General features: G+C 62.4%; 23 protein-coding genes. 18 read left to right on the top strand and 5 right to left on the bottom strand.

What is annotated here, in order from left to right:
• Nucleotides 1-28 precede the first annotated feature (28 nt).
• Together L0U83_RS21625 and L0U83_RS21620 are read left to right on the top strand one after the other, a co-directional pair.
• Nucleotides 29-784, top strand: a complete 756-nt coding sequence (locus tag L0U83_RS21625; RefSeq protein WP_233886122.1) for an SDR family oxidoreductase — start codon at nucleotides 29-31, stop codon at nucleotides 782-784.
• Between the two features lie 84 nt (nucleotides 785-868).
• Nucleotides 869-1,234 (top strand): nuclear transport factor 2 family protein, encoded by a 366-nt coding sequence (locus L0U83_RS21620; RefSeq protein ID WP_233886121.1) that lies wholly within the window; start codon nucleotides 869-871, stop codon nucleotides 1,232-1,234.
• 80 nt (nucleotides 1,235-1,314) lie between these two features.
• On the opposite strand, the gene catA is transcribed toward L0U83_RS21620, so the two are convergent.
• Nucleotides 1,315-2,250: a catechol 1,2-dioxygenase gene (gene catA / locus L0U83_RS21615; protein ID WP_233886120.1), complete on the bottom strand. Its 936-nt coding sequence runs from the start codon at nucleotides 2,248-2,250 to the stop codon at nucleotides 1,315-1,317.
• 316 nt (nucleotides 2,251-2,566) lie between these two features.
• Between catA and antA the strand changes: the two genes are divergently transcribed.
• The 4 genes from antA to L0U83_RS21595 all read left to right on the top strand — a co-directional run bounded on the left by antA (nucleotide 2,567) and on the right by L0U83_RS21595 (nucleotide 6,629).
• Nucleotides 2,567-3,976, top strand: a complete 1,410-nt coding sequence (antA, locus tag L0U83_RS21610) for an anthranilate 1,2-dioxygenase large subunit (protein ID WP_267939396.1) — start codon at nucleotides 2,567-2,569, stop codon at nucleotides 3,974-3,976.
• A 3-nt stretch (nucleotides 3,977-3,979) separates the two neighbouring features.
• Entirely contained in the window at nucleotides 3,980-4,477 is a 498-nt protein-coding gene (antB, locus tag L0U83_RS21605) for an anthranilate 1,2-dioxygenase small subunit (protein ID WP_233886117.1), read from the top strand.
• A gap of 16 nt (nucleotides 4,478-4,493) precedes the next feature.
• Nucleotides 4,494-5,534, top strand: a complete 1,041-nt coding sequence (antC, locus tag L0U83_RS21600) for an anthranilate 1,2-dioxygenase electron transfer component AntC (protein WP_233886115.1) — start codon at nucleotides 4,494-4,496, stop codon at nucleotides 5,532-5,534.
• A gap of 96 nt (nucleotides 5,535-5,630) precedes the next feature.
• Nucleotides 5,631-6,629 (top strand): AraC family transcriptional regulator, encoded by a 999-nt coding sequence (locus L0U83_RS21595; RefSeq protein ID WP_233886114.1) that lies wholly within the window; start codon nucleotides 5,631-5,633, stop codon nucleotides 6,627-6,629.
• A 32-nt stretch (nucleotides 6,630-6,661) separates the two neighbouring features.
• On the opposite strand, the gene L0U83_RS21590 is transcribed toward L0U83_RS21595, so the two are convergent.
• Nucleotides 6,662-7,594: a LysR family transcriptional regulator gene (locus tag L0U83_RS21590; protein WP_233886113.1), complete on the bottom strand. Its 933-nt coding sequence runs from the start codon at nucleotides 7,592-7,594 to the stop codon at nucleotides 6,662-6,664.
• 136 nt (nucleotides 7,595-7,730) lie between these two features.
• On the opposite strand from L0U83_RS21590, the gene L0U83_RS21585 reads away from it, so the two are divergent.
• Together L0U83_RS21585 and L0U83_RS21580 are read left to right on the top strand one after the other, a co-directional pair.
• Nucleotides 7,731-9,146 carry a carboxylesterase/lipase family protein gene (locus tag L0U83_RS21585; protein ID WP_233886112.1) on the top strand — a complete coding sequence of 472 codons (1,416 nt, stop codon included), beginning with the start codon at nucleotides 7,731-7,733 and terminating at the stop codon, nucleotides 9,144-9,146.
• Between the two features lie 165 nt (nucleotides 9,147-9,311).
• Nucleotides 9,312-10,403, top strand: a complete 1,092-nt coding sequence (locus L0U83_RS21580) for a porin (RefSeq protein ID WP_233886111.1) — start codon at nucleotides 9,312-9,314, stop codon at nucleotides 10,401-10,403.
• A 9-nt stretch (nucleotides 10,404-10,412) separates the two neighbouring features.
• Here L0U83_RS21580 and L0U83_RS21575 read toward each other — a convergent pair whose 3' ends face one another.
• Together L0U83_RS21575 and L0U83_RS21570 are read right to left on the bottom strand one after the other, a co-directional pair.
• The gene (locus tag L0U83_RS21575; RefSeq protein ID WP_233886110.1) at nucleotides 10,413-11,291 is read right to left on the bottom strand and encodes a LysR substrate-binding domain-containing protein; all 879 of its coding nucleotides are present in this window, start codon (nucleotides 11,289-11,291) and stop codon (nucleotides 10,413-10,415) included.
• A gap of 32 nt (nucleotides 11,292-11,323) precedes the next feature.
• Nucleotides 11,324-11,464, bottom strand: coding sequence for a hypothetical protein (locus tag L0U83_RS21570; RefSeq protein ID WP_233886108.1), 141 nt, complete (start codon nucleotides 11,462-11,464; stop codon nucleotides 11,324-11,326).
• A gap of 171 nt (nucleotides 11,465-11,635) precedes the next feature.
• On the opposite strand from L0U83_RS21570, the gene L0U83_RS21565 reads away from it, so the two are divergent.
• The 7 genes from L0U83_RS21565 to L0U83_RS21535 all read left to right on the top strand — a co-directional run bounded on the left by L0U83_RS21565 (nucleotide 11,636) and on the right by L0U83_RS21535 (nucleotide 18,668).
• Entirely contained in the window at nucleotides 11,636-12,568 is a 933-nt protein-coding gene (locus L0U83_RS21565; protein WP_233886107.1) for a LysR substrate-binding domain-containing protein, read from the top strand.
• Nucleotides 12,569-12,615: 47 nt separating this feature from the next.
• Nucleotides 12,616-13,803 carry an alpha-hydroxy acid oxidase gene (locus tag L0U83_RS21560; protein WP_233886106.1) on the top strand — a complete coding sequence of 396 codons (1,188 nt, stop codon included), beginning with the start codon at nucleotides 12,616-12,618 and terminating at the stop codon, nucleotides 13,801-13,803.
• Nucleotides 13,804-13,835: 32 nt separating this feature from the next.
• Entirely contained in the window at nucleotides 13,836-14,735 is a 900-nt protein-coding gene (locus L0U83_RS21555) for a LysR family transcriptional regulator (protein ID WP_233886105.1), read from the top strand.
• A 97-nt stretch (nucleotides 14,736-14,832) separates the two neighbouring features.
• Complete coding sequence (locus tag L0U83_RS21550) at nucleotides 14,833-15,507, top strand: histidine phosphatase family protein (RefSeq protein WP_233886104.1); 675 nt, start codon at nucleotides 14,833-14,835, stop codon at nucleotides 15,505-15,507.
• Nucleotides 15,508-15,529: 22 nt separating this feature from the next.
• Nucleotides 15,530-16,549 (top strand): phosphotransferase, encoded by a 1,020-nt coding sequence (locus L0U83_RS21545; RefSeq protein WP_233886103.1) that lies wholly within the window; start codon nucleotides 15,530-15,532, stop codon nucleotides 16,547-16,549.
• 46 nt (nucleotides 16,550-16,595) lie between these two features.
• The gene (locus tag L0U83_RS21540) at nucleotides 16,596-17,360 is read left to right on the top strand and encodes an SDR family oxidoreductase (RefSeq protein ID WP_233886102.1); all 765 of its coding nucleotides are present in this window, start codon (nucleotides 16,596-16,598) and stop codon (nucleotides 17,358-17,360) included.
• A gap of 69 nt (nucleotides 17,361-17,429) precedes the next feature.
• Nucleotides 17,430-18,668, top strand: a complete 1,239-nt coding sequence (locus L0U83_RS21535) for an acyl-CoA dehydrogenase family protein (protein ID WP_233886100.1) — start codon at nucleotides 17,430-17,432, stop codon at nucleotides 18,666-18,668.
• On the opposite strand, the gene L0U83_RS21530 is transcribed toward L0U83_RS21535, so the two are convergent.
• Nucleotides 18,665-19,366 (bottom strand): TetR/AcrR family transcriptional regulator, encoded by a 702-nt coding sequence (locus L0U83_RS21530; protein ID WP_267939393.1) that lies wholly within the window; start codon nucleotides 19,364-19,366, stop codon nucleotides 18,665-18,667. The genes L0U83_RS21535 and L0U83_RS21530 overlap by 4 nt on opposite strands.
• Before the next feature lie 63 nt (nucleotides 19,367-19,429).
• Between L0U83_RS21530 and L0U83_RS21525 the strand changes: the two genes are divergently transcribed.
• The 3 genes from L0U83_RS21525 to L0U83_RS21515 all read left to right on the top strand — a co-directional run bounded on the left by L0U83_RS21525 (nucleotide 19,430) and on the right by L0U83_RS21515 (nucleotide 24,755).
• Nucleotides 19,430-21,559: an alpha/beta hydrolase fold domain-containing protein gene (locus L0U83_RS21525; protein WP_233886097.1), complete on the top strand. Its 2,130-nt coding sequence runs from the start codon at nucleotides 19,430-19,432 to the stop codon at nucleotides 21,557-21,559.
• Between the two features lie 101 nt (nucleotides 21,560-21,660).
• A complete protein-coding gene (locus tag L0U83_RS21520) occupies nucleotides 21,661-23,328 on the top strand; it encodes a long-chain-fatty-acid--CoA ligase (protein WP_233886096.1) in 1,668 nt (555 codons plus the stop codon).
• A 350-nt stretch (nucleotides 23,329-23,678) separates the two neighbouring features.
• The gene (locus L0U83_RS21515; RefSeq protein ID WP_233886095.1) at nucleotides 23,679-24,755 is read left to right on the top strand and encodes a porin; all 1,077 of its coding nucleotides are present in this window, start codon (nucleotides 23,679-23,681) and stop codon (nucleotides 24,753-24,755) included.
• Nucleotides 24,756-24,784: the final 29 nt, after the last annotated feature.

Raw genomic sequence — 24,784 nt, 5'->3', positions numbered from 1 at the left:
TTGTCTCGTCACACAACGGAGATAAATCATGGAACGCAAACTGGAAGGAAAGATTGCCGTCGTCACTGGCGGAACGAGTGGGATCGGCCTTGCCACCGCAAAGCGCTTTGCGTCGGAAGGCGCGCAGGTCTTCGTTACTGGCCGGCGCAAAGCCGAACTCGATGCCGCAGTCGCGGCAATCGGGCCGAAGGCGACCGGCATACAGTCGGACTCCGCTAGCCTCACCGATCTCAACGCCCTCTATGAACGCGTGAAGACTGACGCGGGCCGCATCGACGTGCTGTTCGTCAATGCGGGCGGCGGCTCGATGCAGCCATTGGGTTCGATTACCGAAGCGGAGTACGACGATACGTTTAATCGCAACGTGAAGGGCGTGCTCTTCACGGTGCAGAAGGCGCTTCCCCTGCTGGTCGATGGCGCATCGGTGATACTCACCGCGTCCAATGTCAGCATCAAGGGCACGCCGGCGTTCAGTGTATATAGCGCCTCGAAGGCCGCGGTGCGCAACTTCGCCCGCAGCTGGACGCTCGACCTGAAAGCGCGTGGCATCCGCGTGAACGTCATCAGCCCGGGCCCGATCAAAACGCCTGGCCTTGTCGATCTGGCCGGCCCGGATGCCGCTCAGCAGCAGGGCATGCTCGACTATATGGCCTCGACCGTCCCGCTCGGACGTGTGGGCGAGCCCGACGAAGTCGCGCGTGCTGCTGTCTTCCTCGCTTCGTCTGACTCGAGCTTCATCGCCGGTACGGAGATTTTCGTCGACGGTGGGCAGGCCCAGATTTAATTAGAGTCCTCGATCAAGTGCCATCGAAAAGACGGTGGCATTTGATCAGTAGTACGACTTAATGGATGGCTAAGGAGAATTGCCATGGATGAACGTATCAACGAACTGCTTTATCGCAACCTGCAGGAGGTCTTCGGCGAAGGCGATGCAAAGCATCGTCGCGCGGTGATCGAAGAACTCTATACAGAGGACTGTGTGCTCTACGCGCCTCCGGGCGTATTCGCCGGGCACGACGCGCTCGACAGCTTCGCCGGGGCCCTGCGCGCGACGCACCCGCATTTCGCCTACGTGCCGCTCGGTGCGCCTCAAGCCCTGCACAATGCTGGCCGCCTGTCATGGGGATCGGGCCCACGGGGCGAGGCGCCTGACTACACAGGCGTGGATGTGATCATCGTTCGCGACGGGAAGATTGCGGCGCTCTACGTCTTTCTCGATTCGATGCCGTCGTAGCGGGAAGCCGACTGCGCGTGGCTTCCCATCGGTGGCGCGCGGGGGCGTGTGGAGCCGGTCGCTTCGCCGGCTGATGTCAGTTATGCCGCGGCGGCCACGCGCAACCGGTTGACGATCTGGTTGTCCTTGCCCTGAACGAACGGCGTCAGCGCGAGGTTGAACTCGATGTCCTTGTACACGTCGGCCTTCAGGCCGAGCGCGGCGCCACCGGACTTTTCCGTCACAGGCGGAATCAACTCTTCACGCGTTGCGTAGGCGAAGTCGTCCCAGATCAGCGGATCGCCCTCGACGTTGAACTGCGTGGTCAGCTTGCGGTGATCGTCGCTCGTGACGAAGAAGTGCACGTGCGCCGGACGCTCACCGTGACGGTCCAATGCATTCAGCAGCTGCTGTGTGGCGCCATGCGGCGGGCAGCCGTAGCCCACGGGCATGAGCGTGCGGAATTCGTATTTGCCGTCGGCGCCGGTCTTCACCGCGCCGCGCAGGTTGAAATCGCTCTGCGCGCCGGTCGGGTCGAAGTGCGAGTAGAAGCCCTGCGAGTTGGCATGCCAGCATTCGACCACGGCGCCCGCGACCGGCTCGCCGTCCGGGCCGGTGACCGTGCCGTGAATCACGAGCGGGCCGGCTTGCGCATCGGCATCGAGGTCGATTCGCGAAACGCCGTCACGCACCGGTGCGCCCGCAACATACAACGGTCCTTCGATCGTGCGCGGCGTGCCGCCGCTGATGCCCGCTTCCTCGTCGGCGGCGTCCATGCGAATGTCGAGATACTTTTCCAGTCCAATGCCTGCCGCGAGCAGCGCCGCTTCGCCGTCCTGGCCGAGCTTGTTCAGATAGTTGATGCCGGTCCAGACCTCATCGGGTGTGATGTCGAGTTCGTCGATCGCCTTGAACAGATCGCTCAGCAGGCGATGGGCAATCTGCTTGAAACGCGTATTGCCGCCGTTGCCGTCCACGTTCGTGGCGGCCTTCAGCAGATCCTGCACTTCGCTGGTTTCGAATACTTTCACGCTCATGATGACTGTCTCCAACTGGTTTTAAGGGGGCGTCGAGCGCATTAGATATCCGGGCCCGCACGGGCGCTATCCGCCTGGTCGACACTCACTATCCGTTTTTTTCGGCGCGGCCGCGCGATGGCCATGGAGCGGTCATGGAGCACCTTACTCGGCACGCCACTGCGTGTCGCGCAGGCATGTCCAGCCAGGAGGCAAAAAAGCACGATAAAAAGCGCGGCAAAAAAAGCGGATAGCGATCGGCGACCAGGCGGATAGCGCCCGCGCCGCTCTGGGTATTCAATCCAGCTCATCAAGGACCTGGTCGCAAGACCGCTAAATGGCAGGAGGAGAACCCATCGTGAGCACAGAGAAAATCGCGTCGCAATGGCAGGATTTCATTGGCGGATGCCTCGATTTCCGTCCGGCAGAGGGCGTCTATCGCATTGCGCGGGAGATGTTCACCGAGCCGCAATTGTTCGACCTGGAGATGGAGTTCATCTTCGAGAAGAACTGGATCTACGCATGCCACGAGAGCGAGATCCCCAAGCCGCATGACTTCATGACGATGCGCGCCGGCCGACAGCCGATGATCATCTCTCGCGACGGCAACGGCCAGCTCAACGCGATGATCAACGCGTGCCAGCATCGCGGCGCGACGCTCACGCGCATGGGCAAGGGCAATCAGTCGACCTTCACCTGTCCCTTCCATGCATGGTGCTACAAGAGCGATGGACGCCTCGTCAAGGTCAAGGCGCCCGGCGAGTACTGCGACGACTTCGACAAGTCCACACGCGGCCTCAAGAAGGCCCGAATCGCGAGCTACAAGGGCTTCGTGTTCATCAGCCTCGATGCCGATGCAACCGATACGATCGAGGACTACCTTGGCGACGCGCGCATCTTCCTCGACATGATGGTGGCGCAATCGCCCACGGGAGAACTCGAGGTGCTGCCGGGCAAGTCCGCCTATACCTTCGAAGGCAACTGGAAGCTGCAGAACGAGAACGGCCTCGACGGCTATCACGTGAGCACGGTGCACTACAACTACGTCGCCACGGTGCAGCGGCGCCAAGAGGCGAACGCGCAGAACGGCGGCGCGGCGAACGGCACGCTCGACTACAGCAAGCTTGGCGCGGGCGATGCACAGACCGACGACGGCTGGTTCGCGTTCAAAAACGGCCACAGTGTCCTGTTCAGCGACATGCCGAACCCCAGTGTACGTCCCGGCTATGCAAGCGTCATGCCGCGCCTCGTCGAGGCGTACGGCCAGGAGAAGGCCGAATGGATGATGCATCGGCTGCGCAACCTGAACGTCTATCCGAGCCTCTTTTTCATGGATCAGATCAGCTCTCAATTGCGCATCGTGCGACCGGTCGCCTGGAATAAAACGGAGGTCATCAGCCAGTGTATCGGCGTGAAGGGCGAGTCGGATCAGGACCGCGAGAGCCGCATCCGGCAGTTCGAAGACTTCTTCAATGTTTCAGGCATGGGCACGCCGGACGATCTCGTGGAATTCCGCGAGCAGCAACGCGGCTTCCAGGCGCGCCTCGAGCGCTGGAGCGATATTTCGCGCGGTCATCACAAGTGGGTGGCGGGCGAGACGGCGAATGCGCGCCTGCTCGGCATCGAGCCCGTGCTGTGTGGCACGGAACTGACCCACGAGGGGCTTTACGTCAACCAGCACGGCGCGTGGCAGACGTTCCTCATGAAGGGCATCGCGCAGCAATCGAACGTCACGAAGGAGGCTTGAGCCATGGCCATCACGCACACGCAGCAGCAAGCGGTCGAGCAGTTTCTGTATCGCAAGGCCGAGCTTTGCGACGCGCAGAGCTGGGACGCGTACCTCGACCTCTTCGACGAAAACAGCGAATTCCACGTGCCCCAATGGGACTCCGAGCACGTGTACACGACCGATCCGAAGCGCGGCATGTCGCTCATCTACTACGCGAACCGCACGGGTCTCGAAGATCGTGTGTTCCGCCTGCGCACGGGCAAGTCGGCGGCTTCGACGCCGCTGCCGCGCACGCTGCACCAGATCACCAATGTGCGTATCGCGGAGTGCGAGAACGGCGAGCTGGAAGTGAAGGCCAACTGGGCCACGTTTTACGCGCGGCATGGCGTTGCTGAACACTTCTTCGGACGCGTCACCTACACGCTGCGCCCGGACGGCGACACCTGGAAGATCGCGCGCAAGCATGTGCTGTTGCTCAACGACACGATCAACGCCGTGCTCGACTTCTACCATCTGTAAGCGGGAGCGCCACGAAATGAGCCACAAGGTCGCTTTTAGTTTTGCCGACGGCAAGACTGTGTTCTTCGATGTCCGCTCGGGCGAACTCCTGCTCGACGCCGCGCTGCGCAATGGCGTGAGCATTCCGCTCGATTGCCGTGAGGGCGTGTGCGGAACCTGTCAGGGGCGTTGCGAATCGGGCAGCTATACGCTGGACTATGTCGACGAAGAAACGCTGTCCGCCGACGACCTCGCCGCGCGCAAGATCCTGTCTTGCCAGACGCGCGTGCAGTCCGACGCATCGTTTTACTTCGATTTCGATTCGAGCCTGTGCAGCGCGGGCGGCACTACGTCGATCACGGGCCGGGTCACGGCCGTTAAGCAGGTGTCCGAAACGACAGCAATCCTGCATCTGGACGCAAGCGCTCATCCAGCGCGGCTTGATTTCCTGCCCGGGCAGTACGCCCGCCTGAAAGTGCCGGGCGCGGACGTGTGGCGCTCGTATTCGTTCGCCAACCGGCCCGACGACGACAACCAGATCCAGTTCCTGATTCGCCTGTTGCCCGATGGCGCAATGAGCAACTATATGCGCGAGCGCTGCGAGCCGGGCCAGACCGTCGAATTCGAGGCGCCGCTCGGCACGTTCTATCTGCGGCAGGTGGAGCGGCCGCTCGTGATGGTGGCTGGCGGCACTGGCCTCTCGGCATTTCTCGGCATGCTCGACGAGCTCGCGCACAAGGGCGGCTGTGGCCAGAAGGTTCACCTCTACTACGGCGTGACGAACGCGCGCGATCTGTGCGAACTCGATCGTTTGAAGTCCTACGAGGAACGCATCGCGAACTTCGCGTGCGATATCGTGGTGACGAATCCGTCTGAAGTATGGCAGGGCAAGACGGGGCTCATTCCCGAACATTTCGACCGCGGGACGCTCGAAGCGAACCCGTTCGACATGTATGTGTGCGGGCCGCCCCCGATGGTCGAGGCAATCAAGACATGGCTCGCGAACGCAAGCCTCGACGACCACCGCCTGTACTACGAAAAATTTGGGGACAGCAACAGCGCGCAGCCGGCTGCGTGAAGCGGTGGCGCGGCACTCATCTGGTGTGTTTCGTTATTTTGTCCGCGCGTGGCGTGGTTTACCATTGAGTATTCGTGAATTGCTCAGTGACACACCATGCCAACCCCCGCCGCCAACGATAGCCGAGGTATTGACGCACTGCGTCACGACCTCGAAGGTGCGCGCGACTGGATGGCATCGATTTGCGGACCGCATGGGCTGCAGGTTCGCAGCCCGAAGGAACTGCAATTCCATCATTCCGGCACGGTGATGCGCTCCATGGCGAGCACGTTGGGATACGTCGAGTACGGCACCGACGTCACCGTTTCCGTGCACAACGATGCGCCGCTCAACTGCTATAGCGTGAGTCTGCCGCTCACCGGACAGCAGGAACTCGCCGCGCACGGCCGCCTGTGGTTGTCGGACCAGGACAGCGGCCTCGTGCTGTCGCCGCATGAGACGCAGGACCTGGCGATCACGGGCAATTGCCGAAAGATCATCGTTTCGATTCCGAGCCCTGCCTTGCGCCAGGTGCTGGAAGGGCTTTTGCAGCGACCGCTCGAAGCCGCGTTGACGTTCGAGCCGCAGATGAATGCCGCCGACGGCGATCAGGCGGCGTGGTGGCGCATGGTCAAGTTCCTGCTGGCCGAGATGGGGAGCGCCGGCCCGTTGCTCAATCATCAGCAGATGGTGGGGGATCTCGAACAGGCGCTGATCAAAGGCCTGTTGCTCTCCCAGCCGCACAACTACTCGCAGGCGCTTGCCGACGCGATGCGCCCAGCGTGCCCGCATTATTTGTTGCGCGCGAAACAGTTCATTCACGACAACGCCCGTGAAAATATTGCGCTCGAAGACATCGAGCGCGCAGCGGGCGTGTCACGCTACAAGCTGTTCGAAGGCTTCGGGCAGCACTTTGGCCATGCGCCTATGGCCTATTTGAAGAAGTACAGGCTCGAAGCGGTGCGGCGCGAAATTCTTTCGGACTGCACCGAGCGTAATGTTTCTTCCATCGCGATGAACTGGGGCTTTTCGCATCTCGGCCGTTTTTCCAACGACTACAAGCAACTCTTCGGCGAGACTCCATCACAAACGCTCAAGCGTGCTTCCAGACGGTAGGCCGTCCGGCATTCATTCGCGCGCAGTCAAACTCACGCCTTCATTTGGGCGTGGCCCAACAGCCCTTTAAGCTCCTGTAGAAAAGTTGCCGATGCGTGCGTGAGCGGTTTATCGCTACGCGTGATGGCGACGAGGGGGCCGATATGCAGCGGCAAATCACACTGCACGAGTCGCAGGCGATATTGAGCGCAAAGCTCATCGGCGATGCATTCCGATGACAGGACGAGGGCATCGCTCTGGCTAGCCAGACGAAAGGCGAGCGGTGAAACCTGCGACGACAACACATTCGATGGCATGGCCAGTCCGATGTCTCGAATCGCGAACTCGAGTTGTTGCCTGATGATATTCGGCTGAGGCGGGAGTATCCATGGATAGTCCAGAAGTTCCGGGAGCGTCACTGGCTTCAAAGTCGAAGCATGTCCTTGCTGGGCGAGAAAGACGGGCATGTCATGCTTCAACATCTCGAGTTTATAGAGCTCGCTGCCGAATCCACTGGCCATCCGGCCGATCACGATATCCACGAGATCCTGGTCGAGACACTCCAGCAACATTTCCATCGGACCTTCGCGTAGCGCAAGTCGCACGCGTGGCCACTTGATCCGAAAGTCGCTCACGCAATCCGAAAGCGCACCCCACCAGGTGAGCGGCGAGAAAATGCCTATCGACAGGTTGCCAATATCCCCATTCAGCAACGCCTCGAGTTCGGCCTCCGCACGCTGAACATCGCTGGCGATCAGATGGCCGTGACGTACGAGGGTTTCGCCGTAAATGGTCGGGCGCATTCCGCTCGGCGTGCGTTCGAAAAGCTGCGCACCGACGATCGCCTCGATCTCGGCTAATGCCTTGGAAAGCGCCGACTGACTGACGTTCTGCGATTCAGCCGCTTTTTGCAGGCTGCCTAGCCGCGCAATGTCCACCACGATGGTGATGTGACGGAGTTTCAGGCGTTGTTGCAATGCGTTCATGATCCAGGCCGGGTTGAACTTTTGTCATAGGGGGGCGGCGAAGAATTCCATTTTCTTTCCGCTGCTGATCCGTAAGCTCGTGGTTGTCGGATGCGATAAACCCGTGTGCGCGAGTGCACAAGACAAAGGAGGCTACATGAATGGCACCGTACTTGCCCAATGCGAGCAGGGCGTACTCGAAGGCGTGACCAACGACGGTGTTCACACGTTCTTCGACGTTCCCTACGCGGCGAATTGCGGGCGTTTTCAGGCCGCCGGAGAGCCGGCGCGCTGGAACGGTCAGCGAAATTCTACCCGACCCGGTCCCGTTTTTCCTCAATTGCCAAGCCGGCTGGATTTCGTCATGGGACCGACTGCCCGAGGCGTTGAGCAGTCCGAAGATGCTTTCAGGCTGAACGTTTTCACGCCCGATCTCACCGGCAAATTGCCGGTTGTGTTCTGGATCCACGGAGGCGGGTTCATGACCGGCGGGGCGCTGCCATGCTACGCGGGCGAAGCGATCGCCAGACTCGATCGCACGGTGGTTGTGACGATGAACTATCGGCTCGGCGTCCTGGGCAACCTCTATATGGAAGGCATATCGCCGGGCAATCTCGCCGTCTCGGATCTCGAGCGGGCGCTTCAGTGGGTCAGGAAGAACATCGCCCATTTCGGCGGCGATCCGGATTCGGTCATCGTAGCAGGGCAGTCGGCGGGAGCCTGGTTCGCCCAGCTTCTGGCCTCGATGCCGTCGACCCATCGGCTGGTGAAGGCGATTGCCATGCTCAGCTATCCGGGCCTTCAGCCAATGGCGCCGTCGAAAGCGCAGGCGATTGCGGTGCAGTTGTGCGAAACCGCTGGCATCGCCGCTACCGGCAAGGAACTGCTCATGCTGCCTGTCGAGCGCATCCTGCAGGCGCAAACCCGACTCACTGGAGCCGTGGCGAAGTTTGCCGAGGTCCCGATCGCTTTTATGCCGGTCGCCAGCGGTAGCGTGCCAGCGAACCCCGGAGCGCACGCTCAGGAGTGCTTTGGAGGTAAGCCGGTCTTCATCGGCTGGACACGCGATGAGTCCGGCAGCTTCTTTGCGAGCAGCCCGGCCCTCCTTGGCGCGACCAAGGAACTGGCCCTGCAGAAGTTCAAGGACGAATTCGGCGACGACGCGCTAGCGCGATACGAAAGCGCCGCCGAAGGCCGATTCGACCGGAAGCCCTATGCCGCGTTGGTCGGGTTGAGCTCGGAAAAGCTGATAGTGGATCCAACCCGGCGCTTCGCGATGCGGATGGCCGAAGCGGCAAGCGGCGTATTTGCCTATCGGTTCGATTTCCCATCCCCACAGCCGAATGTGGGAGCTTGCCATTGCTTCGAATTGCCGTTCTTCTTTGGCAACTTCGAAAACTGGATTGAGGCACCCATGCTCAAAGGCATCGACGAGCCGCGAAGCCGCGCGTTGTCGGCGCGAATTCAGACCTACTTTCTGAATTTCGTGGAATCCGGCAATCCGAATGGCGCGGGCTTGCCTCCGTGGAAGGCGTTCAACGGCGATGACGGGGACTTGATGTATTTCGACTGACGTATTGGTGCCGATTGCGAGTCGAAACCAGGGAATTCGTCTCGCAATCATTTTGAGTCGCAGTTCATCGAAAAGACATTCCAATAATTACTAAGTAATCCATATTAAATGGTGAAATGGGTAAATATTTCCCCGCTGCCTCGCCATACAGGAGACAAGAACGTCATGAGAATGAAGTGGAGTGCCGCGTTACTAGTGGCGGCGACGGGACTTGCGCACGCCCAAAGCAGCGTCACACTTTATGGAATTATCGATACCGGCCTCTCGTACTATAACCATGCGAGCGCTAGTGGCGGGACATTCATCGGCATGGCTTCACTGACCGGCAGGCTGCCTTCGCGCTGGGGCCTGAGGGGGACTGAGGACCTGGGCGGTGGATTCAAGACATTCTTCGTGCTGGAGAACGGATTTCAGCCCACCAACGGTACGTTGAACTACGGCGGCCGGATCTTCGGCATTCAGTCGAACGTGGGTATCAGCAGCGACTACGGCTCGATCACGCTCGGCAGGCAGATGGGCATGACGATGTACGCGCTGTTCAACGCGGACGTGATCGGCCCGTCGATCCATTCGCTGAGCGTATTCGACTCCTATCTACCGAACGCCCGCAGCGACAACGCGATTGGCTATATGGGCAAATTCCACGGCGTCACGATTGGCGGCACATACAGCTTCGGCCGTGACGCCGCGGGCCCGGCTGGCCCCGGGGCAACCAACTGTCCGGGGCAGGTCCCCGGCAATATGCTGGCGTGCCGTCAATATACGGCGCTCCTCGCTTACGATTCGGCGAGCTTTGGCGTGGCAGCATCGTACGACGTGTTGCGCGGCGGCGCGGGCGCCACCGCGCCACTGAACAACAGTCGCTACACGGATACGCACAACATTGTCGACGGTTACGTGACGTTGGGCTCAGCGAAGATCGGTTTCGGGTGGATCAGAAACAACCTCGCGGCGGCCACCCATTTGCAGACGGATATTTTCTTTGCAGGGGCCACATACTATGTCACGCCGGCGTTTTTCATCGACACACAGGGTGTGCGCTATCTTCAGCGCGGCTCCGGAGGCACGAAGGACGCCAACTCGACGCTACTCATCGGCCGCGCGAATTACCTGTTCTCGAAGCGCACGATGGTGTACACGTCGGTAGGGTACATGTTCAACAGCGCACAGGCCGCGAACGCGGTCGCGGCTGGCGGCACGGTCGCGACCGGCATGAATCAGCTCGGCGCGATGGTCGGACTGCAGCAAAAATTCTGACCCATTCCCTCAGAACCGCGTATTCGCATTGCGCAGTGCGGCGCCGAAAATGCGAATGGCTTCTTTCAAAGACGCGTCGCGCACTCGCGTATATACCGCGATTTCGATTGGCGCGAGCGGCGGCAATCCGAAACGGCTTCCCACGTCCACTGCGCGCGGCGGGCATCCTCGTCTCGTCAACGGCGCCACGGCGAGGCCTGCCATGACGGCCGCGCCGACCGTGCCGATGCCGCCGCCGACGAAAACCTCTGTCCATTGGATGCCCGCTTCGTCCAGCGCCTTGAGCGCGTTGGCGCGCACCCCACAAGGCGCGGACAGCGAAGCCACGCGCAGCGGTTCGTCCGGGTTGGGCGACCACTGAGGCGCCGCGAACCATCCGCAGTGCTCGACGAAGAGGCGCTCCGCGTCGCGCCGCGCCGGGTCGCGCCGCGCGAAAGCCGCGTCGAGTTCGCCGGCATCGTACGCGTCGAGCATCTCGCTCGAAGCGCCGATCCGCACTTCGACGCGCAAAGTCGGGTCGTGGCTCGCTACACGCGCGAGCAAGGGAATCAGCTCTTCCGCAGCGGTGTGATCGATGATGCCAAGGCGCAGGCTGCGCTGCTCGCGAACGTCGATGGCTACGGCGCGGTCATGTGCGCTCAGCAACTCGCGCGCCGCGCCGAGAAACGCCACGCCTTCGGGCAGCAGTTGAATGTGCCTGGGCGTTCGTTCCAGCAGGCGCTTGCCGAGCCGTTCCTCGAGCCGCTTGATCTTCAGGCTGATGGCCGACTGCGTGGTGTCCTGGACTTCGGCCGCGCGCGTGAAGCTGCTGAGGTCGGCAACCAGCACGAAGGCCTGCACGGCGTCGAGGTCGAGCAGGCGGCCGGAGTGTTGATATCCCGTGCTCATGACGAATGGCCCTCAAGCATCATTGGGGGCAATCATACGCCGGGGTTTCGTGTGTTGGCTTCCAGACTAAACAGGAACGATTCGTCGTGCAGAGCCTCGGGGATCGCGTCGGCAGCGGCCGGACCGTCGGGGCGGCCAATCCTGGTAGGGCCTGCGGAGAACAGCTTTTTCATGTCGAGCCTGCGTGTGACCTTTGCTTGAAGCGACGAACTTACCGTGGCGTCGGCTGGAGGACTGCAAGAAATCGAACAATTCGGCGATTTCCCCTGGAAGCCGGAAAGCGTCGCGCGCAGCGTATATTCGTACTTTCGATTGCGCGCCTCGAACCTTCGCACCTTTTGAACATGAACATCCCACGCCTTCGCATTCCCTCGCTCGACGGGCTTCTGGCATTCGAGGCCGCTGCGCGGCATGGCACGTTCGAGCGCGCGGCAGAGGCGCTTTGCGTGACCGGCAGTGCAGTCGCCAAGCGCGTGGCTGCGGTCGAGCAGCTTCTCGGCGTTCAACTGCTGGATAGAAGCGCAAAGACGCTGGTGCTGACCGAAGTGGGAAGGGAGTATCTGCAGCAGGTGTCGGGTCCGCTTCGCATGCTCGCAGCCGTGCCCTTGCATCAACTCGACGACACTCGCAAACAGCGCCTGCGCGTGTGCGCGCCGCCGACCTTTGCGCGCCAGATCATGGCCTCGAAGCTCCACGAATTTACGGACCGCTATGCCTCGGTCGAACTCGAGCTTGTACTGACCACGCCGTATCCGGACAGTGCGCCTGGCGATATCGACTTGTGGATACGCGGCGGCGAGCCCGTCGAGCCGGGCTGCACGATCTTGATGCGCGATTGCGCAACGCCGTTGATTGCGCCTTCGCTATTGCGCTCCGTTGGACCGCTGACCCAACCCACGGATCTGGCGCGCGCGCCCCTCTTGAGAACGTCGCTGGAGCCGTGGACGCCGTGGCTGCACGCAGCGGGCCTCGACCGGCCTGAGCCGCAGGAGGGCCCGAAGCTGATGGACCTCGGCTTGCTGCTGGAGGCGGCGGTAAGCGGCCAGGGTATCGCGCTCGGCAGACCGACGCTTGCGTACCCTTGGCTCGCGACAGGCGCACTCGTTGCGCTGTTCCCCGGGATCACGTGCCCAGTGCCGCCGTACTATCTGATGCCTCACACGTCGCAAGGCCCGGCGGGCGAATTTGCCGACTGGTTGGTCGGCGTCTGCGCGCGCGCAAGCCAGGAGGCAGCGGAATATCTTTCGCGCTTGAGCGGAACAAATGTCGCGCGTTGAAGCAGGGCGGCCAATTAGTATCGCTTCGATACAACTGGAGCGAGACAATGGCCAACCCCATCGCATGCATCGAAGATCTACGCGTCGCCGCGCAGCGGCGCATACCGCGCATGTTCTATGACTACGTCGATTCGGGCTCCTACACGGAATCGACTTATCGCGCGAATGAAACCGAACTCGGCAAGATCAGGTTGCGCCAACGCGTGGGCGTCGATATCGGCGCGCGTAGTCTCAGGACCGTGATGGCGGGCCGTCAGGTCGCCATGCCGGTCGCGCTCGCGCCCACGGGTCTCGCGGGCATGATGCGCGGCGACGGTGAAATCCTCGCGGCGCGCGCGGCTCAGCGCTTTGGCGTGCCGTTCACGCTCTCGACCATGAGCATCTGTTCGATCGAAGATGTCGCACAAAGCGTTTCCACGCCGTTCTGGTTTCAGCTTTATGTGATGCGTGACCGCGCGTTCATCGAGCGGCTCATCGAGCGCGCTGCAAGCGCCGGCTGCACGGCGCTCGTCGTGACGATGGATCTCCCGGTCGGCGGCCAGCGTCATAAGGACGTGCGAAACGGCCTTTCCACGCCGCCGCGCATGACGCTCGCCAACGTCCTGAACATGGCGAGCAAGCCCGCCTGGTCGTGGGGCATCGCGCGGGCGAAGCGGCGCCATTTCGGCAATATCGTCGGCCACGTGAAGGGCGTCGACGACATGTCCTCGCTGTCCTCGTGGGTGCGGGACCAGTTCGATCCGACTATGACCTGGGCGGATATCGCGTGGATACGCAAGCTTTGGAAGGGGAAGCTCGTCCTCAAGGGCATTCTCGATGCGCACGACGCCCGACGCGCGGTCGAGGCCGGCGCGGACGTGGTGATCGTTTCCAATCATGGCGGTCGTCAGCTCGATGGCGCGGTTTCGACGATAGAGGCGCTGCCCGCCGTCGTGGATGCCGTGGGCGACCGGATCGAAGTGTGGCTCGATAGCGGCGTGCGGACCGGGCATGACGTGCTCAAGGCCGTAGCACTAGGCGCGCGCGGCACGCTGATAGGCCGCGCTTTTCTCTATGGTCTGGCGGCCGGGGGCGAGGCGGGTGTGCGCAAAAGCCTCGACATCATCGCTGCCGAACTCGATACGACCATGGCCCTGTGCGGTTGCACCGATATCGCCACGGTGAGTCGCGAGGTGCTCGCCACGCACGGCCGCGACGCCATGCGATGCGGGGTTCCCGATCACGCGCTCGATTGACGCCATTGCGACTGGGCGGTTAGGCTCGGGCCATGCGCCCATCCAAAGTCGATTTAAATCTCTTCGTCGTTTTCGAAGCCGTCTATCGAACGCGCAACCTCACGCGCGCGGCGGAACTGCTTTTCATCACGCAGCCCGCCGTGAGCAACGCGCTCGCGCGCATGCGCAAGGCATTCGACGATCCGTTGTTCGTCAGCACGCCGGCCGGCATGATGCCCACGCCGGTTTCCGAGAACATCATCGGCCGCGTGCGTGAAGCGCTTCAACTGCTCGATTCGAGCACCCATGCCGGCGAACGCTTCGATCCCGCGTCGTCGCAGCGGACCTTCCGGCTCAGCATGAACGATCTGACCGAGGCATTGCTGCTGCCCGCGCTGGAAGAGGTGCTGCAGCGCCTTGCGCCCGGCATCCGCATCGAAAGCTACTTCACGACCCGCCGCGACGTTCCCGAAGCGCTCGCGAGCGGCGCGGTACATCTTGCGATCGACGCGCCCCTCATCGACGACCCGTACCTCGAGCAGGAGCCATTGGGCCGCGACCGTTACGCGTGCATGGTGCGCAACGAGCATCCATTCGCGAAGAAGAAGCTCACGATCGACGACTACCTGCGCTTCGGCCATATTCATGTGTCGAGCCGCCGGCAGGGGCCCGGTCTCGTCGATACGGAACTCAACAAGCTGGGTGTGAGGCGCACCATCCAGACCCGCGTGCAGCACTACCTCGTCGCGCCCTTGATCGCGATGCGCACCGATCTCGTCCTGACCGCGCCGCTTATGTTGCTCAAGCGCTATGACGCGCGCATCCTGTCGCTGCCGTTCGATCTTCCCGATCTCGAGTCGCATGGCTACTGGCACCGCAGCGTGACGGCGGACCCCGCGCATCGCTGGCTGCGCGAGCAGATCGGGCGTCTCATGCGCAAGCAGCGGCAGTAGGGGTGTCACGAATCGTTATGGCGCAGTATCACAATAATAAATTTCCTGAATACTCCGCGCCCCGGTATTGTGTCAGTCATGTTCAGACGAGGTTGGCATGGCAGAACTCTATCTGGTACGGCACGGGCAGGCGTCTTTTGGCGCTGAAAACTATGACGAGCTTTCATCTTCAGGCGCCACGCAGTCGCGCTGGCTGGGCGAATACTACGCGCAATCGGGCTTGACGTTCGATTGCGTCGTGACCGGCACGATGCGGCGGCACGCGCAAACTGCCGACGCGTTGCTCACCGCGATGGGCGGCGCGAGCGTAGAGGTCGTGCAGGACGCGGATCTGAACGAGTACGATTTTCGCGCCCTCTTTTCCGCGCTCGGCGAAAGTGGTCTGGCGCCCGGCCTCCTCGCTGAAGGCTCGATGAAGCACTTCTACAAGGGGCTCAAGCAGGTCTTGCAGCTTTGGTCGGAGGATAAGCTGCCCGGGCGCGTTCCCGAGACCTGGGGGCAGTTCCAGGCGCGGGTCGAGCGCGCGCGCCTCGCTATTCAACGCTCGGGTGGCAAGCGCGTTCTGGTGGTGAGTTCGGGCGGCCCGATTGCCGTGTTCACCCAGCAGGTTCTACAGGCACCCGCGGCGGCCGCCATTGCGCTGAACATGCAGATCCGCAACAGCAGCGTGAGCCAGTACGTCTTCAACGACAGCGTCATCTCCCTGGTCACCTTCAACACGTTGCCGCACCTCGAGCAGGCCGAGCGGCGCGAACTCGTCACCTATGGCTGATTCGAATACGGATTCCCGCTCCATGATGAATGCAAGTCTTCAGTTCGATGTCGATGCGCTCACGCGCTATCTGGCCGCGCATGTGCCCGGCTTGAAGGGGCCCATGTCCGTCGAGAAGTTCGCGGGCGGTCAGTCGAACCCCACGTTTCTTCTCGAAGCGCAAAGCGGTCGCTATGTGCTGCGGCGTCAGCCGCCGGGCGAGTTGCTCAAGTCCGCGCATGCCGTGGATCGCGAATTCCGCGTGCTGAGCGCGCTTGGCGACACGCCGGTTCCCGTTGCGCGGGCCTTGCACCTGTGCGAGGACCGCGAGGTGATCGGCAGCCTGTTCTATGTGATGAGTTTCGAAGACGGCGAAATCTACTGGGACCCGTCCTTGCCCGCATTGCCCGCTGGCGAACGCGGCGCCGTCTACGACGCGCTGATCGGCACGATGGCGGCCCTGCACGATGTGGATGTCGAGGCTGTGGGCCTGGCCGACTACGGCCGCGCGGGCAACTACTTCTCGCGCCAGATCGACGTATGGACGAAACAATATCGTGCGGCGCAGACCGATGATCTCGACGCCATGGAAGCGCTGATCGACTGGCTGCCGGCGCACTGTCCGGCCGAAGCGGGCAAGCCTTCTCTCGTGCACGGCGACTTTCGCATCGACAACCTGATCTTCCATCGCGGCACGCCGAAGGTTCGCGCCGTGCTCGACTGGGAACTCTCCACGCTCGGCAATCCGCTCGCCGACCTCGCGTACTTCTGCATGTGCTTGCGGCTTCCGCCCAAAGGGCATATTGGCGGTCTCGCGGGTCTGGACCGGGCTGCGCTCGGCGTGCCGCACGAGGCCGCGATCGTCGAGCGGTATTGCAGCTTGCGGGGCATTGCGTCGATCGAGAACTGGAATTTTTACCTTGCGTTCAGCTTCTTCCGGCTCGCCGCCATCGCGCAGGGCGTGAAAAAGCGTGCGCTGGGCGGCAATGCATCGAATGAGAAGGCGCGCCAGGTCGGCGAAATGGCCGGTGCACTGGCGAGGATGGGCGTCGACGTCATCTGACGGCTGGCGTTTGACGCGTACGCGCAGATACATTGAGGAGACAGTTGTGACTACTAATTTGTTCGATCTGAACGGCAAGATTGCGCTGGTCACGGGCGCGAGCCGTGGCATTGGCGAGGAAATCGCGAAGCTGCTCGCAGAACAGGGCGCCCATGTGATCGTGTCGAGCCGCAAGCAAGACGACTGCGAGAGCGTGGCGCGCGGGATCAGGGAGGCGGGCGGCAGCGCCGAGGCGTATCCGTGCCACGTGGGGCGTCTCGACGACATTCAAGGCGTGTTCCAGCACATCCGCAAGCAACACGGGCGGCTGGACATACTCGTGAACAACGCGGCGGCAAATCCGTATTTCGGCCACATTCTCGACACCGATCTTTCGTCCTTCGAAAAGACGGTGGAGGTCAACTTGCGCGGCTACTTCTTCATGTCGGTCGAAGCGGGCAAGCTGATGCGCGAGCACGGCGGCGGCGCGATCGTCAACACGGCATCCGTCAATGCGCTGCAACCCGGCGACAAGCAAGGCATCTATTCGATCACGAAGGCGGCCGTGGTCAACATGACGCGCGCGTTCGCCAAGGAGTGCGGCCCGCTCGGCATTCGCGTGAACGCCTTGCTGCCGGGACTCACCAAAACGAAATTCGCCGGCGCGCTGTTCGAAGACCAGGCCATCTACGAAAGCTGGATGATGAAGATTCCGCTGCGCCGCCATGCGGAGCCTCGCGAGATGGCCGGCACCGTGCTGTATCTCGTCTCCGATGCGTCGAGCTACACCAACGGCGAGTGCATCGTCGTTGACGGCGGCCTCACGATCTGAACATGGAAGCGGCGCGCGTCATAGGCGCACGCGCCGCACAACATTCACCCGAATTCAAGGAAGAGCAAAATGGACTTTGCATATAGCCCGAAAGTCGAAGCGCTGCGCACGCAGTTGCGCGCGTTCATGGACACGCATATCGTGCCGCGCATTCATCAATGGCACGAAGAAGTGAACGCCGGACAGTATCCCGTTTCCTTCATGGAGGAACTGAAGGAGAAGGCGCGCGCGGAGGGTCTCTGGAACCTGTTCCTGCCTCATCTGCGCGATGACGAGCCGGGTACGCGGCTGACCAATCTCGAGTACGCTCCGCTTGCGGAGATCATGGGGCGTGTTGCATGGGCTTCCGAAGTATTCAACTGCAATGCGCCGGACACGGGCAACATGGAACTGCTCCACATGTTCGCCACACCGGCGCAACGCAAGAAGTGGCTCGAGCCGCTGCTCGACGGCAAGATCCGCTCGGCGTTTGCAATGACGGAACCCGCGGTCGCTTCTTCGGACGCAACCAACATCACCACGTCCATTCGCCTTGACGGCGACGACTATGTGATCGATGGCCGCAAGTGGTTCATCACGAACGCCGCGCACCCGAATTGCCAGATATACATCGTCATGGGCAAGACGGACCCGGACGCGCCGGCGCACCGTCAGCAGAGCATGGTTCTCGTGCCGCGCGACACGCCGGGCGTGAAGATGATCCGCAATATCACGGTGGTCAATCACACGGCGCCGGAGGGCCACTGCGAGATCGAATTCAAGGGCGTGCGCGTGCCGCGCTCGAATCTGCTCGGCGAAGAAGGCAGCGGTTTTGCGCTCGCCCAGGCGCGCCTCGGGCCGGGGCGCATTCACCACTGCATGCGTTCGATCGGCGCCGCCGAACTGGCGCTCGAACTGATGATCGAACGCGCGCAGGCGCGCACGGCGTTCGGCAAGAAGCTCTATCAGCAAGGCTCGGTTGGGGAGTGGATCGCGAAGTCGCGTATCGAAATCGATCAGGCGAGGCTCTTCGTGCTGAAGGCCGCGTGGATGATCGACAACGTGGGCGCGAAGGAAGCGCGCAAGGAAATCTCGATGATCAAGGCGCTCGTGCCGAGCGTGCACACCGCCGTATGCGAGCGGGCGATCCAGACCTTCGGTGCGATGGGCCTGAGCCCCGACACGCCGCTGGCGGACAGCTGGACGTGGGGGCGTGCATTGAAGTTCGCCGATGGCCCGGATGAGGTGCATCTCCAGAGCATTGCGCGCATGGAGATCAAGGCGCGGCCCTATGAGCCGGGCCATGAGAGTCCCTATCTGACGCGCTAACGGGCCGTCTCGCGATTGCTTTTGGACTCGCCCAGCAGCGATCGCGTTTCTTCCGAAGGCGGTGCGGCGAGCATGCCTTCGAAGGTATCCATCAAGTTCGACACGGCATAGCCGGGGGCCCAGAGCCGCCCCGGCTCGCCGCTGTCCCGGGCTGCCTCCCACGCGGCCAGCGCGGCATTGCCATAGATGCCGACGAGCGAAAGCCGGTGATCGACGATCGCCGGATCGATGTCGGGCAACAGGTCCCGCAGCAGCGCATTGCAGCGCTGATAGCCCGCATTCCACTTGTTTTCCAGCGCCTCGCGCAGGAACGCGCGATCGTTCAACTGGAAGTTGGCGATCATGCGGATGTAGGTCGGCTGGCCCGTTCGATCGGCCAGTTCGAGCATCGGAAAGAGCAACGCCCCCAATACCGCGCGCACGCTCAGCGCGCCTTCCGCTTCCAGCCTGTCTACCCGCGCCTGACGGTCTTCGTCGATGAGGCGCGCGCCGTCCACGACCAGTTCGCGCGCCAGTTCGAGTTTGTTCCCGAAGTAGTAGCGCAGCGAGGCGCTGTTGCGCTGACCCGCCGCCGAAATGATGTCCTGCACGGACACCCCCTCCAGCCCGCGTAGCGCAAACAGCCGCTGCGCCTCCTCTTTCAGGCGCGTCCGCGTCTCGGCACCGTCCGATCTAAGGGGTTTTCCTGGTGTCGTCATTACTTTACCGTATCGAAATAACTAACTACACTGGGCTAACTAACCCGGTAGGAGAAACTTAGCATGAAAGTCGTAATTGCAGGAGGCGGCATCGGCGGCCTCACCACGGCACTGGCCTTGTTGCATCACGGGATCGAGCCGATTGTACTGGAGCGTGCTCCGCAGTTGACCGAGGTCGGGGCGGGCGTGCAGATCGCCGCCAACGGCACGATCGTGCTGCGCGAACTGGGGCTCGAACCGGCCGTAGCGAGCGTCGCGACGGTGCCGGCGGGCTTCGATTATCTCGAGCTGTCGACGGGGCGGCGGCTCTACTACGCGCCGCTCGGCAAGGAGGCCGAGACGCGCTACGGCGCGTTGCTCTACAACATTCACCGCGCCGACTTGATCGACCTGCTCGCGAAGGCGTTGCCGCCGGGCGTGGTGCGCCTTGGGGCGGAGTGCGAGTCGGTCTCGCAGGACGAGGAGAGCGCCTGGGTCACATTGAAGAACGGCGAGGTGATCCGCGGCGACGTGGTGATCGGCGCGGACGGCATTCATTCGGCCGTTCGCACGGCGCTGCGCGGGCCGGAGGAGAAGCAGTTCGCCAATATCCTGATGTGGCGTTCGCTGATCCCGGCTGACCGGCTCGAAGGGCTGAATCTGCCGGTGGCGGGCAACAACTGGTTCGGCATTGGCCGCAATATCGTGTCGTATTGGGTTCGCAAGGACCTGTACAGCATTCTCGCGTCCGTGCCGGCAACCGAGGTGAGCCGCGAGTCGTGGACGCAGTCGGGCGATGTCGAGCAACTGCGGCGCTCGTTCGAGGGCTGCGAGCCGATAGTGCAGAAGATGCTCGCGCAGGTGGATAGCACGTTCATCACCGGCATGTACCACCGCGATCCGATCGAAAGCTGGACCACGGGCCGCATCGCGCTGCTCGGCGACGCTGCGCACGCGATGGTGCCGTATCTCGCACAAGGCGCCTGCCAGTCGATCGAGGATGCCTGGGTGCTCGCCACTTGCCTCAAGCGCCACGGCAGCGCGGGCGTGCAGGACGCGCTGCTCGAATACGAGCGCCGTCGCCAGCCGCGCACGAAGCGCATCCAGGCGGGGGCGCGCTACGTAGTCGACTGGGCGCACGAGCCCGACGCGGCGCGCGTGCGTCAGCGCAACGGGCGGCTCAAGGGGCTTTCGCGCATCGATCCGCTGGGCGAGATTTCGTGGTCGTTCGCATGGGGACACGACATCATCGCGGCGGCCAAAATGCCGCCGGGCGAGGTCGTGGGCCTGAGTGCGGCGCGTGAAGGCAAGCGCATGGAGCGCGCTGAGAGCCAGCGTGCGTTCGATCTCTGGAAGGGCGTCTTCACACCCGACGATGTGGCGCGCGGCGACCGCGGCCAGCACGCCGCGTACGAGCGCTTCCTGCTGGAGCAATTTCCCGCACCGGCGAGCACCGAGGTGAAGGAAGTCGATCTCGACGGCGTGCGCTCGCTGCGAGTGGCTGCCGGAGGCGCAGGGCAACAGGCCACGGTGCTGCATTTTCATGGCGGCGGCTATGTGCTTGGTTCTGCTAACAGTTCCGTTGAATACGCAAGCCGCCTGTCGCACGCGCTGAACGGCCCGTGTTACACGGTCGACTATCGCCTCGCGCCCGAGCATCCGTATCCGGCGGCCATCGACGATGCATTCAGCGCGTATCGCGGCCTGCTCGCCGCGGACGTCGATCCCGCAACGCTCTTCGTGAGCGGCGAGTCGTCCGGTGGCGGCCTCGCGCTGGCGCTGGCGGCCGCGCTGCGCCGCGCGGGGCTGCCGTTGCCGGCCGGTGTGATCGCCATCTGCCCGATGACGGATCTCACGCTCAGCGGCCCCTCCGTGAAAGCGAATTCGGGCGACGACCCGGCCGCGAATCGCGAGACGCTGACCAATCTCGTCGCGGGCTACTTCCAGGGCCACGAGCCGACCGACCCGATGGTGTCGCCGCTATTCGCCGATCTCACGGATCTTCCGCCGGTCTATCTCGCGGCCGTGCATGGCGAAGTGCTGGAGAGCGACACGACGCGCTTTGCGCAGCGCGCGAAAGCCGCAGGCGCGAACGTGACGCTGAAGATGGTGGACGACTCCGTTCACGTCTTCACGCTGTTTCCGTTCCTGCCCGAGACAGCCGAAACGCTCGAGGCGATCGGTCAATGGAGCCGCAAGCTGCTGCCGCGGTAAAGAAAAACCTTCGCGCCGGGCGATGCGCCAGGCGCGAAGGCATCCTGTTTCAAGGCGCAACGCTTCAAGCCTGAGCGTTGCGTTTCATGTCTGGAGTTCCCATGACGGCAACATCATTGCGTCAGCTCGCTGCACCGAAGACCTCGCTATACGCGAATCTCGAAGTCTGCGCGAATCGTCACCCCGAGAAGGACGCCATTCTCTATTACGGCAGTTCCCTGAGCTACGGGCACTTGCGCGATGAAGTGGAGGCGATGGCCGGCTTCCTGCAACGGCACTGCGGAGTCCGTCGCGGCGAGCGCGTTGTGCTTTATATGCAAAACAGTCCGCAATTCGTCATTGCGTTCTACGCGGTGCTGCGCGCGGATGCGGTCGTCGTGCCCGTCAATCCGATGAACCGGACCGCCGAGCTGCAACATATCTTCGAAGACAGTGGCGCGCGCGTGGCGTTTGTCGGCGAAGAACTCATGGAGCATGTGCGGCCGCTCATGGCGCGTCAGGTGGACCGCGTCGTCACGGCGCGCTATGCCGATTATTTAGATATGCAGACGGATCTGCCGCTGCCCGATATCCTGGCTGCTTCCCGGCGACAGTACGATGCGCAGTCGCCGGAAGCCGATGCCAGCGTCACCCGCTGGTACGACGCGCTACTCCATGCGTACGTTGCGCGCCCCCACGAAGCGGGACCCGAAGACCTCGCGGTGATTCCGTATACGTCCGGCACGACGGGGCACCCGAAGGGATGCATCCATACGCACCGAAGCGTGATGCATTCGACCGCCGCTTGCGGCGCATGGCCCGATCTCCCCGGCGAGAGCGTGATGCTGTGTTCCGTGCCGCTTTTCCACGTGACGGGCATGCAGAACTGCATGAACATGCCGGTCTTCATCGGCGCGACGATGGTGATCATGACCCGCTGGGATGCAAGATGCGCGGCACACCTGATCGAACGTCACAGCGTATCTGCGTGGGTCACGGTGCCGACGATGGTAATCGACCTGCTGAATCTCGCGGACATCGAGCGCTTCGACCTCGGCTCGATCACGTACCTGAGCGGTGGCGGGGCCGCCATGCCACAGGCCGTTGCGCAGGAGATCGAGAAGCGCTGGGGCATTGCCTATGTGGAAGGCTACGGGCTCACCGAAACGATGGCGGCAACGCACATCAACCCGCGTACGCGGAGCAAGCCGCAATGCATGGGTGTGCCCGTTTTCAACACCTATGCGCTCGTAGTCGATCCCGATTCGCTGGAGAGACTCGGGGAAGGCGAGACGGGCGAGATCCTCGTGAGCGGGCCGCAGGTCTTCGACGGCTACTGGAACGCGCCACAGGCGTCGCGTGACGCGTTCGCTTCGATCGATGGGCGGCGCTATCTGCGCACGGGTGATCTCGGCTATTTCGACCACGAGGGCTACTTTTTCGTCGTTGACCGTCTCAAGCGCATGATCAACGCATCTGGCTACAAGGTGTGGCCCGCCGAAGTCGAGGCCATGCTGTTCGAACATCCTGCCGTGCAGGAGGCCTGCGTGATCGCGACTCACGATGCGCGCCGGGGCGAATCCGTCAAGGCCGTCATCGTCCTGCGCAGCGGCGCATGTACTACGCAAGAGGACATCGTCGCGTGGGCGCGCGAACACATGGCGGCCTACAAGGTTCCGCGCGTGATTGCGTTTGCCGATAGCTTGCCGCGCACGGCGAGCGGCAAGGTCCAGTGGCGTGTGTTGCAGGAAGCGGAAAACCGGCGCAAAGGCCTACCAGAATCGACGTGATTCAACTGCAAGATTTCTTGCAATTGATGCTCGCCCGGAAATGTAAAGTTTCTGACGGTTTAGCGATGCCTTCTCGGGCAACTTATGGTTGTGGGCACGTTGCCTGACCGAGGCGATTGATAACGCCCCACGACACAACAGAATTTGAGCAGGGGAGACCACCCATATCGTCGCGAAAAAATCGCGCCGATCTGATCAATTTAATTCGTAGTACAACATAAACATAAGATTGGAGTCATGGAATGAGGAAGGTAAGGAGATTGCCCGGTAATGCCGCTTCGGTAGCCAGCAACCGGGTTGGAGGGAGAGCGCGAGGCCGAACGGCGGGCGTGCTGGTCGGCGCCATTTCCGTGGCGACCTTGCATTCGGCGCCCGCGTCCGCACAGTCGTCGGTGACCCTCTACGGTCTGGTCGATGCCGGCCTCCGCTATACGACGCACGCGAACCCGGCAGGCGATTCACAGTTTCAGATGTTGAGCGGCGCGAGCGAGAGCCATTTCGGCATCAAGGGCGCAGAAGACATTGGCGGTGGGACGAAAGTCATCTTCACGCTGGAGAATCGCTTCTTTCCGAACAACGGGCAGATGGACCCGGCCTATCCGTTCTTCAATACGGCGTTTGTCGGCCTGCAATCGAGCACGTTCGGCAAGCTGACGATGGGTCGCCAGATCAATCCGTTCGCCGACGCCGTGCTGGGCTCCTTCATTTCGAACCGCTGGCTGCCGTCGTTCTATCAGTTCCGCCCGGAAGTCATGATGGCGCAGGGCGTATGGACGAGCAACATGGTCAAATACGCGGTGCGATATCAGTACCTGACCGCCGAGGTCTCGTACGCGTTTGGCGGCCAGGCGGGCCATTTCGGCGCGGGTAGCCAGATTGGCGCGTCCATTCTGTATCTGCCGGCCGCGCCGCTGACCTTTTCCGCCGCCTATCTCGACTCGCGCGACGCCGTGAATGGCTCCCAGCACCTCAAGTCATGGACGGTGGGCGGCTCGTACACGTACGACTCGACTACCGTGAATGCAGGCTGGGTCGTCAACCGGCAGGACTCCGGCTTCGTCGGCAATTTCCCTAATGGCCCGTTCTCAGAGCCCGCATTGACCGCGCTGAAATTCAATACGTTCAGCGCACGAGAAATGTTCTTTGGCGGCGTGACGCAGCAAATCGGCGTCGCCACGCATCTTTCCGCGAACGTGTGGCGCACGATCCAGACCGGGAAGGCCCAGTCTGGTGACGGCAACGCGACGCAATTCCAGTTGCTCGCGGACTATAACCTGTCCAAGCGCACGGACACTTACGTCGAAGTGGATTACTCGCTGTACCGGGGCGGCATGATCGGCGCGCAGTTCCAGGGCATCAACGCAGTGAGCTCAGCTTTTGGCAGCACACAACTTGGCGTGACGGCGGGCATACGGCACCTGTTCTAGGCGGCCCGCATGAGCGCCCGCCAGGCGGG

This window comes from Paraburkholderia flagellata (assembly GCF_021390645.1).
GTDB lineage: Bacteria > Pseudomonadota > Gammaproteobacteria > Burkholderiales > Burkholderiaceae > Paraburkholderia > Paraburkholderia flagellata.
The sequence above is the reverse complement of the archived record's forward strand: the minus strand, read 5'-3'. Positions and strand labels throughout refer to the sequence as shown.

Coding starts and splice junctions, on each gene's coding strand:
- L0U83_RS21625 (WP_233886122.1), top strand. CDS start 29: ATGGAACGCAAACTGGAAGGAAAGATTGCCGTCGTCACTGGCGGAACG.
- L0U83_RS21620 (WP_233886121.1), top strand. CDS start 869: ATGGATGAACGTATCAACGAACTGCTTTATCGCAACCTGCAGGAGGTC.
- catA (WP_233886120.1), bottom strand. CDS start 2,250: ATGAGCGTGAAAGTATTCGAAACCAGCGAAGTGCAGGATCTGCTGAAG.
- antA (WP_267939396.1), top strand. CDS start 2,567: ATGGCAGGAGGAGAACCCATCGTGAGCACAGAGAAAATCGCGTCGCAA.
- antB (WP_233886117.1), top strand. CDS start 3,980: ATGGCCATCACGCACACGCAGCAGCAAGCGGTCGAGCAGTTTCTGTAT.
- antC (WP_233886115.1), top strand. CDS start 4,494: ATGAGCCACAAGGTCGCTTTTAGTTTTGCCGACGGCAAGACTGTGTTC.
- L0U83_RS21595 (WP_233886114.1), top strand. CDS start 5,631: ATGCCAACCCCCGCCGCCAACGATAGCCGAGGTATTGACGCACTGCGT.
- L0U83_RS21590 (WP_233886113.1), bottom strand. CDS start 7,594: ATGAACGCATTGCAACAACGCCTGAAACTCCGTCACATCACCATCGTG.
- L0U83_RS21585 (WP_233886112.1), top strand. CDS start 7,731: ATGAATGGCACCGTACTTGCCCAATGCGAGCAGGGCGTACTCGAAGGC.
- L0U83_RS21580 (WP_233886111.1), top strand. CDS start 9,312: ATGAGAATGAAGTGGAGTGCCGCGTTACTAGTGGCGGCGACGGGACTT.
- L0U83_RS21575 (WP_233886110.1), bottom strand. CDS start 11,291: ATGAGCACGGGATATCAACACTCCGGCCGCCTGCTCGACCTCGACGCC.
- L0U83_RS21570 (WP_233886108.1), bottom strand. CDS start 11,464: ATGAAAAAGCTGTTCTCCGCAGGCCCTACCAGGATTGGCCGCCCCGAC.
- L0U83_RS21565 (WP_233886107.1), top strand. CDS start 11,636: ATGAACATCCCACGCCTTCGCATTCCCTCGCTCGACGGGCTTCTGGCA.
- L0U83_RS21560 (WP_233886106.1), top strand. CDS start 12,616: ATGGCCAACCCCATCGCATGCATCGAAGATCTACGCGTCGCCGCGCAG.
- L0U83_RS21555 (WP_233886105.1), top strand. CDS start 13,836: ATGCGCCCATCCAAAGTCGATTTAAATCTCTTCGTCGTTTTCGAAGCC.
- L0U83_RS21550 (WP_233886104.1), top strand. CDS start 14,833: ATGGCAGAACTCTATCTGGTACGGCACGGGCAGGCGTCTTTTGGCGCT.
- L0U83_RS21545 (WP_233886103.1), top strand. CDS start 15,530: ATGATGAATGCAAGTCTTCAGTTCGATGTCGATGCGCTCACGCGCTAT.
- L0U83_RS21535 (WP_233886100.1), top strand. CDS start 17,430: ATGGACTTTGCATATAGCCCGAAAGTCGAAGCGCTGCGCACGCAGTTG.
- L0U83_RS21530 (WP_267939393.1), bottom strand. CDS start 19,366: ATGACGACACCAGGAAAACCCCTTAGATCGGACGGTGCCGAGACGCGG.
- L0U83_RS21525 (WP_233886097.1), top strand. CDS start 19,430: ATGAAAGTCGTAATTGCAGGAGGCGGCATCGGCGGCCTCACCACGGCA.
- L0U83_RS21520 (WP_233886096.1), top strand. CDS start 21,661: ATGACGGCAACATCATTGCGTCAGCTCGCTGCACCGAAGACCTCGCTA.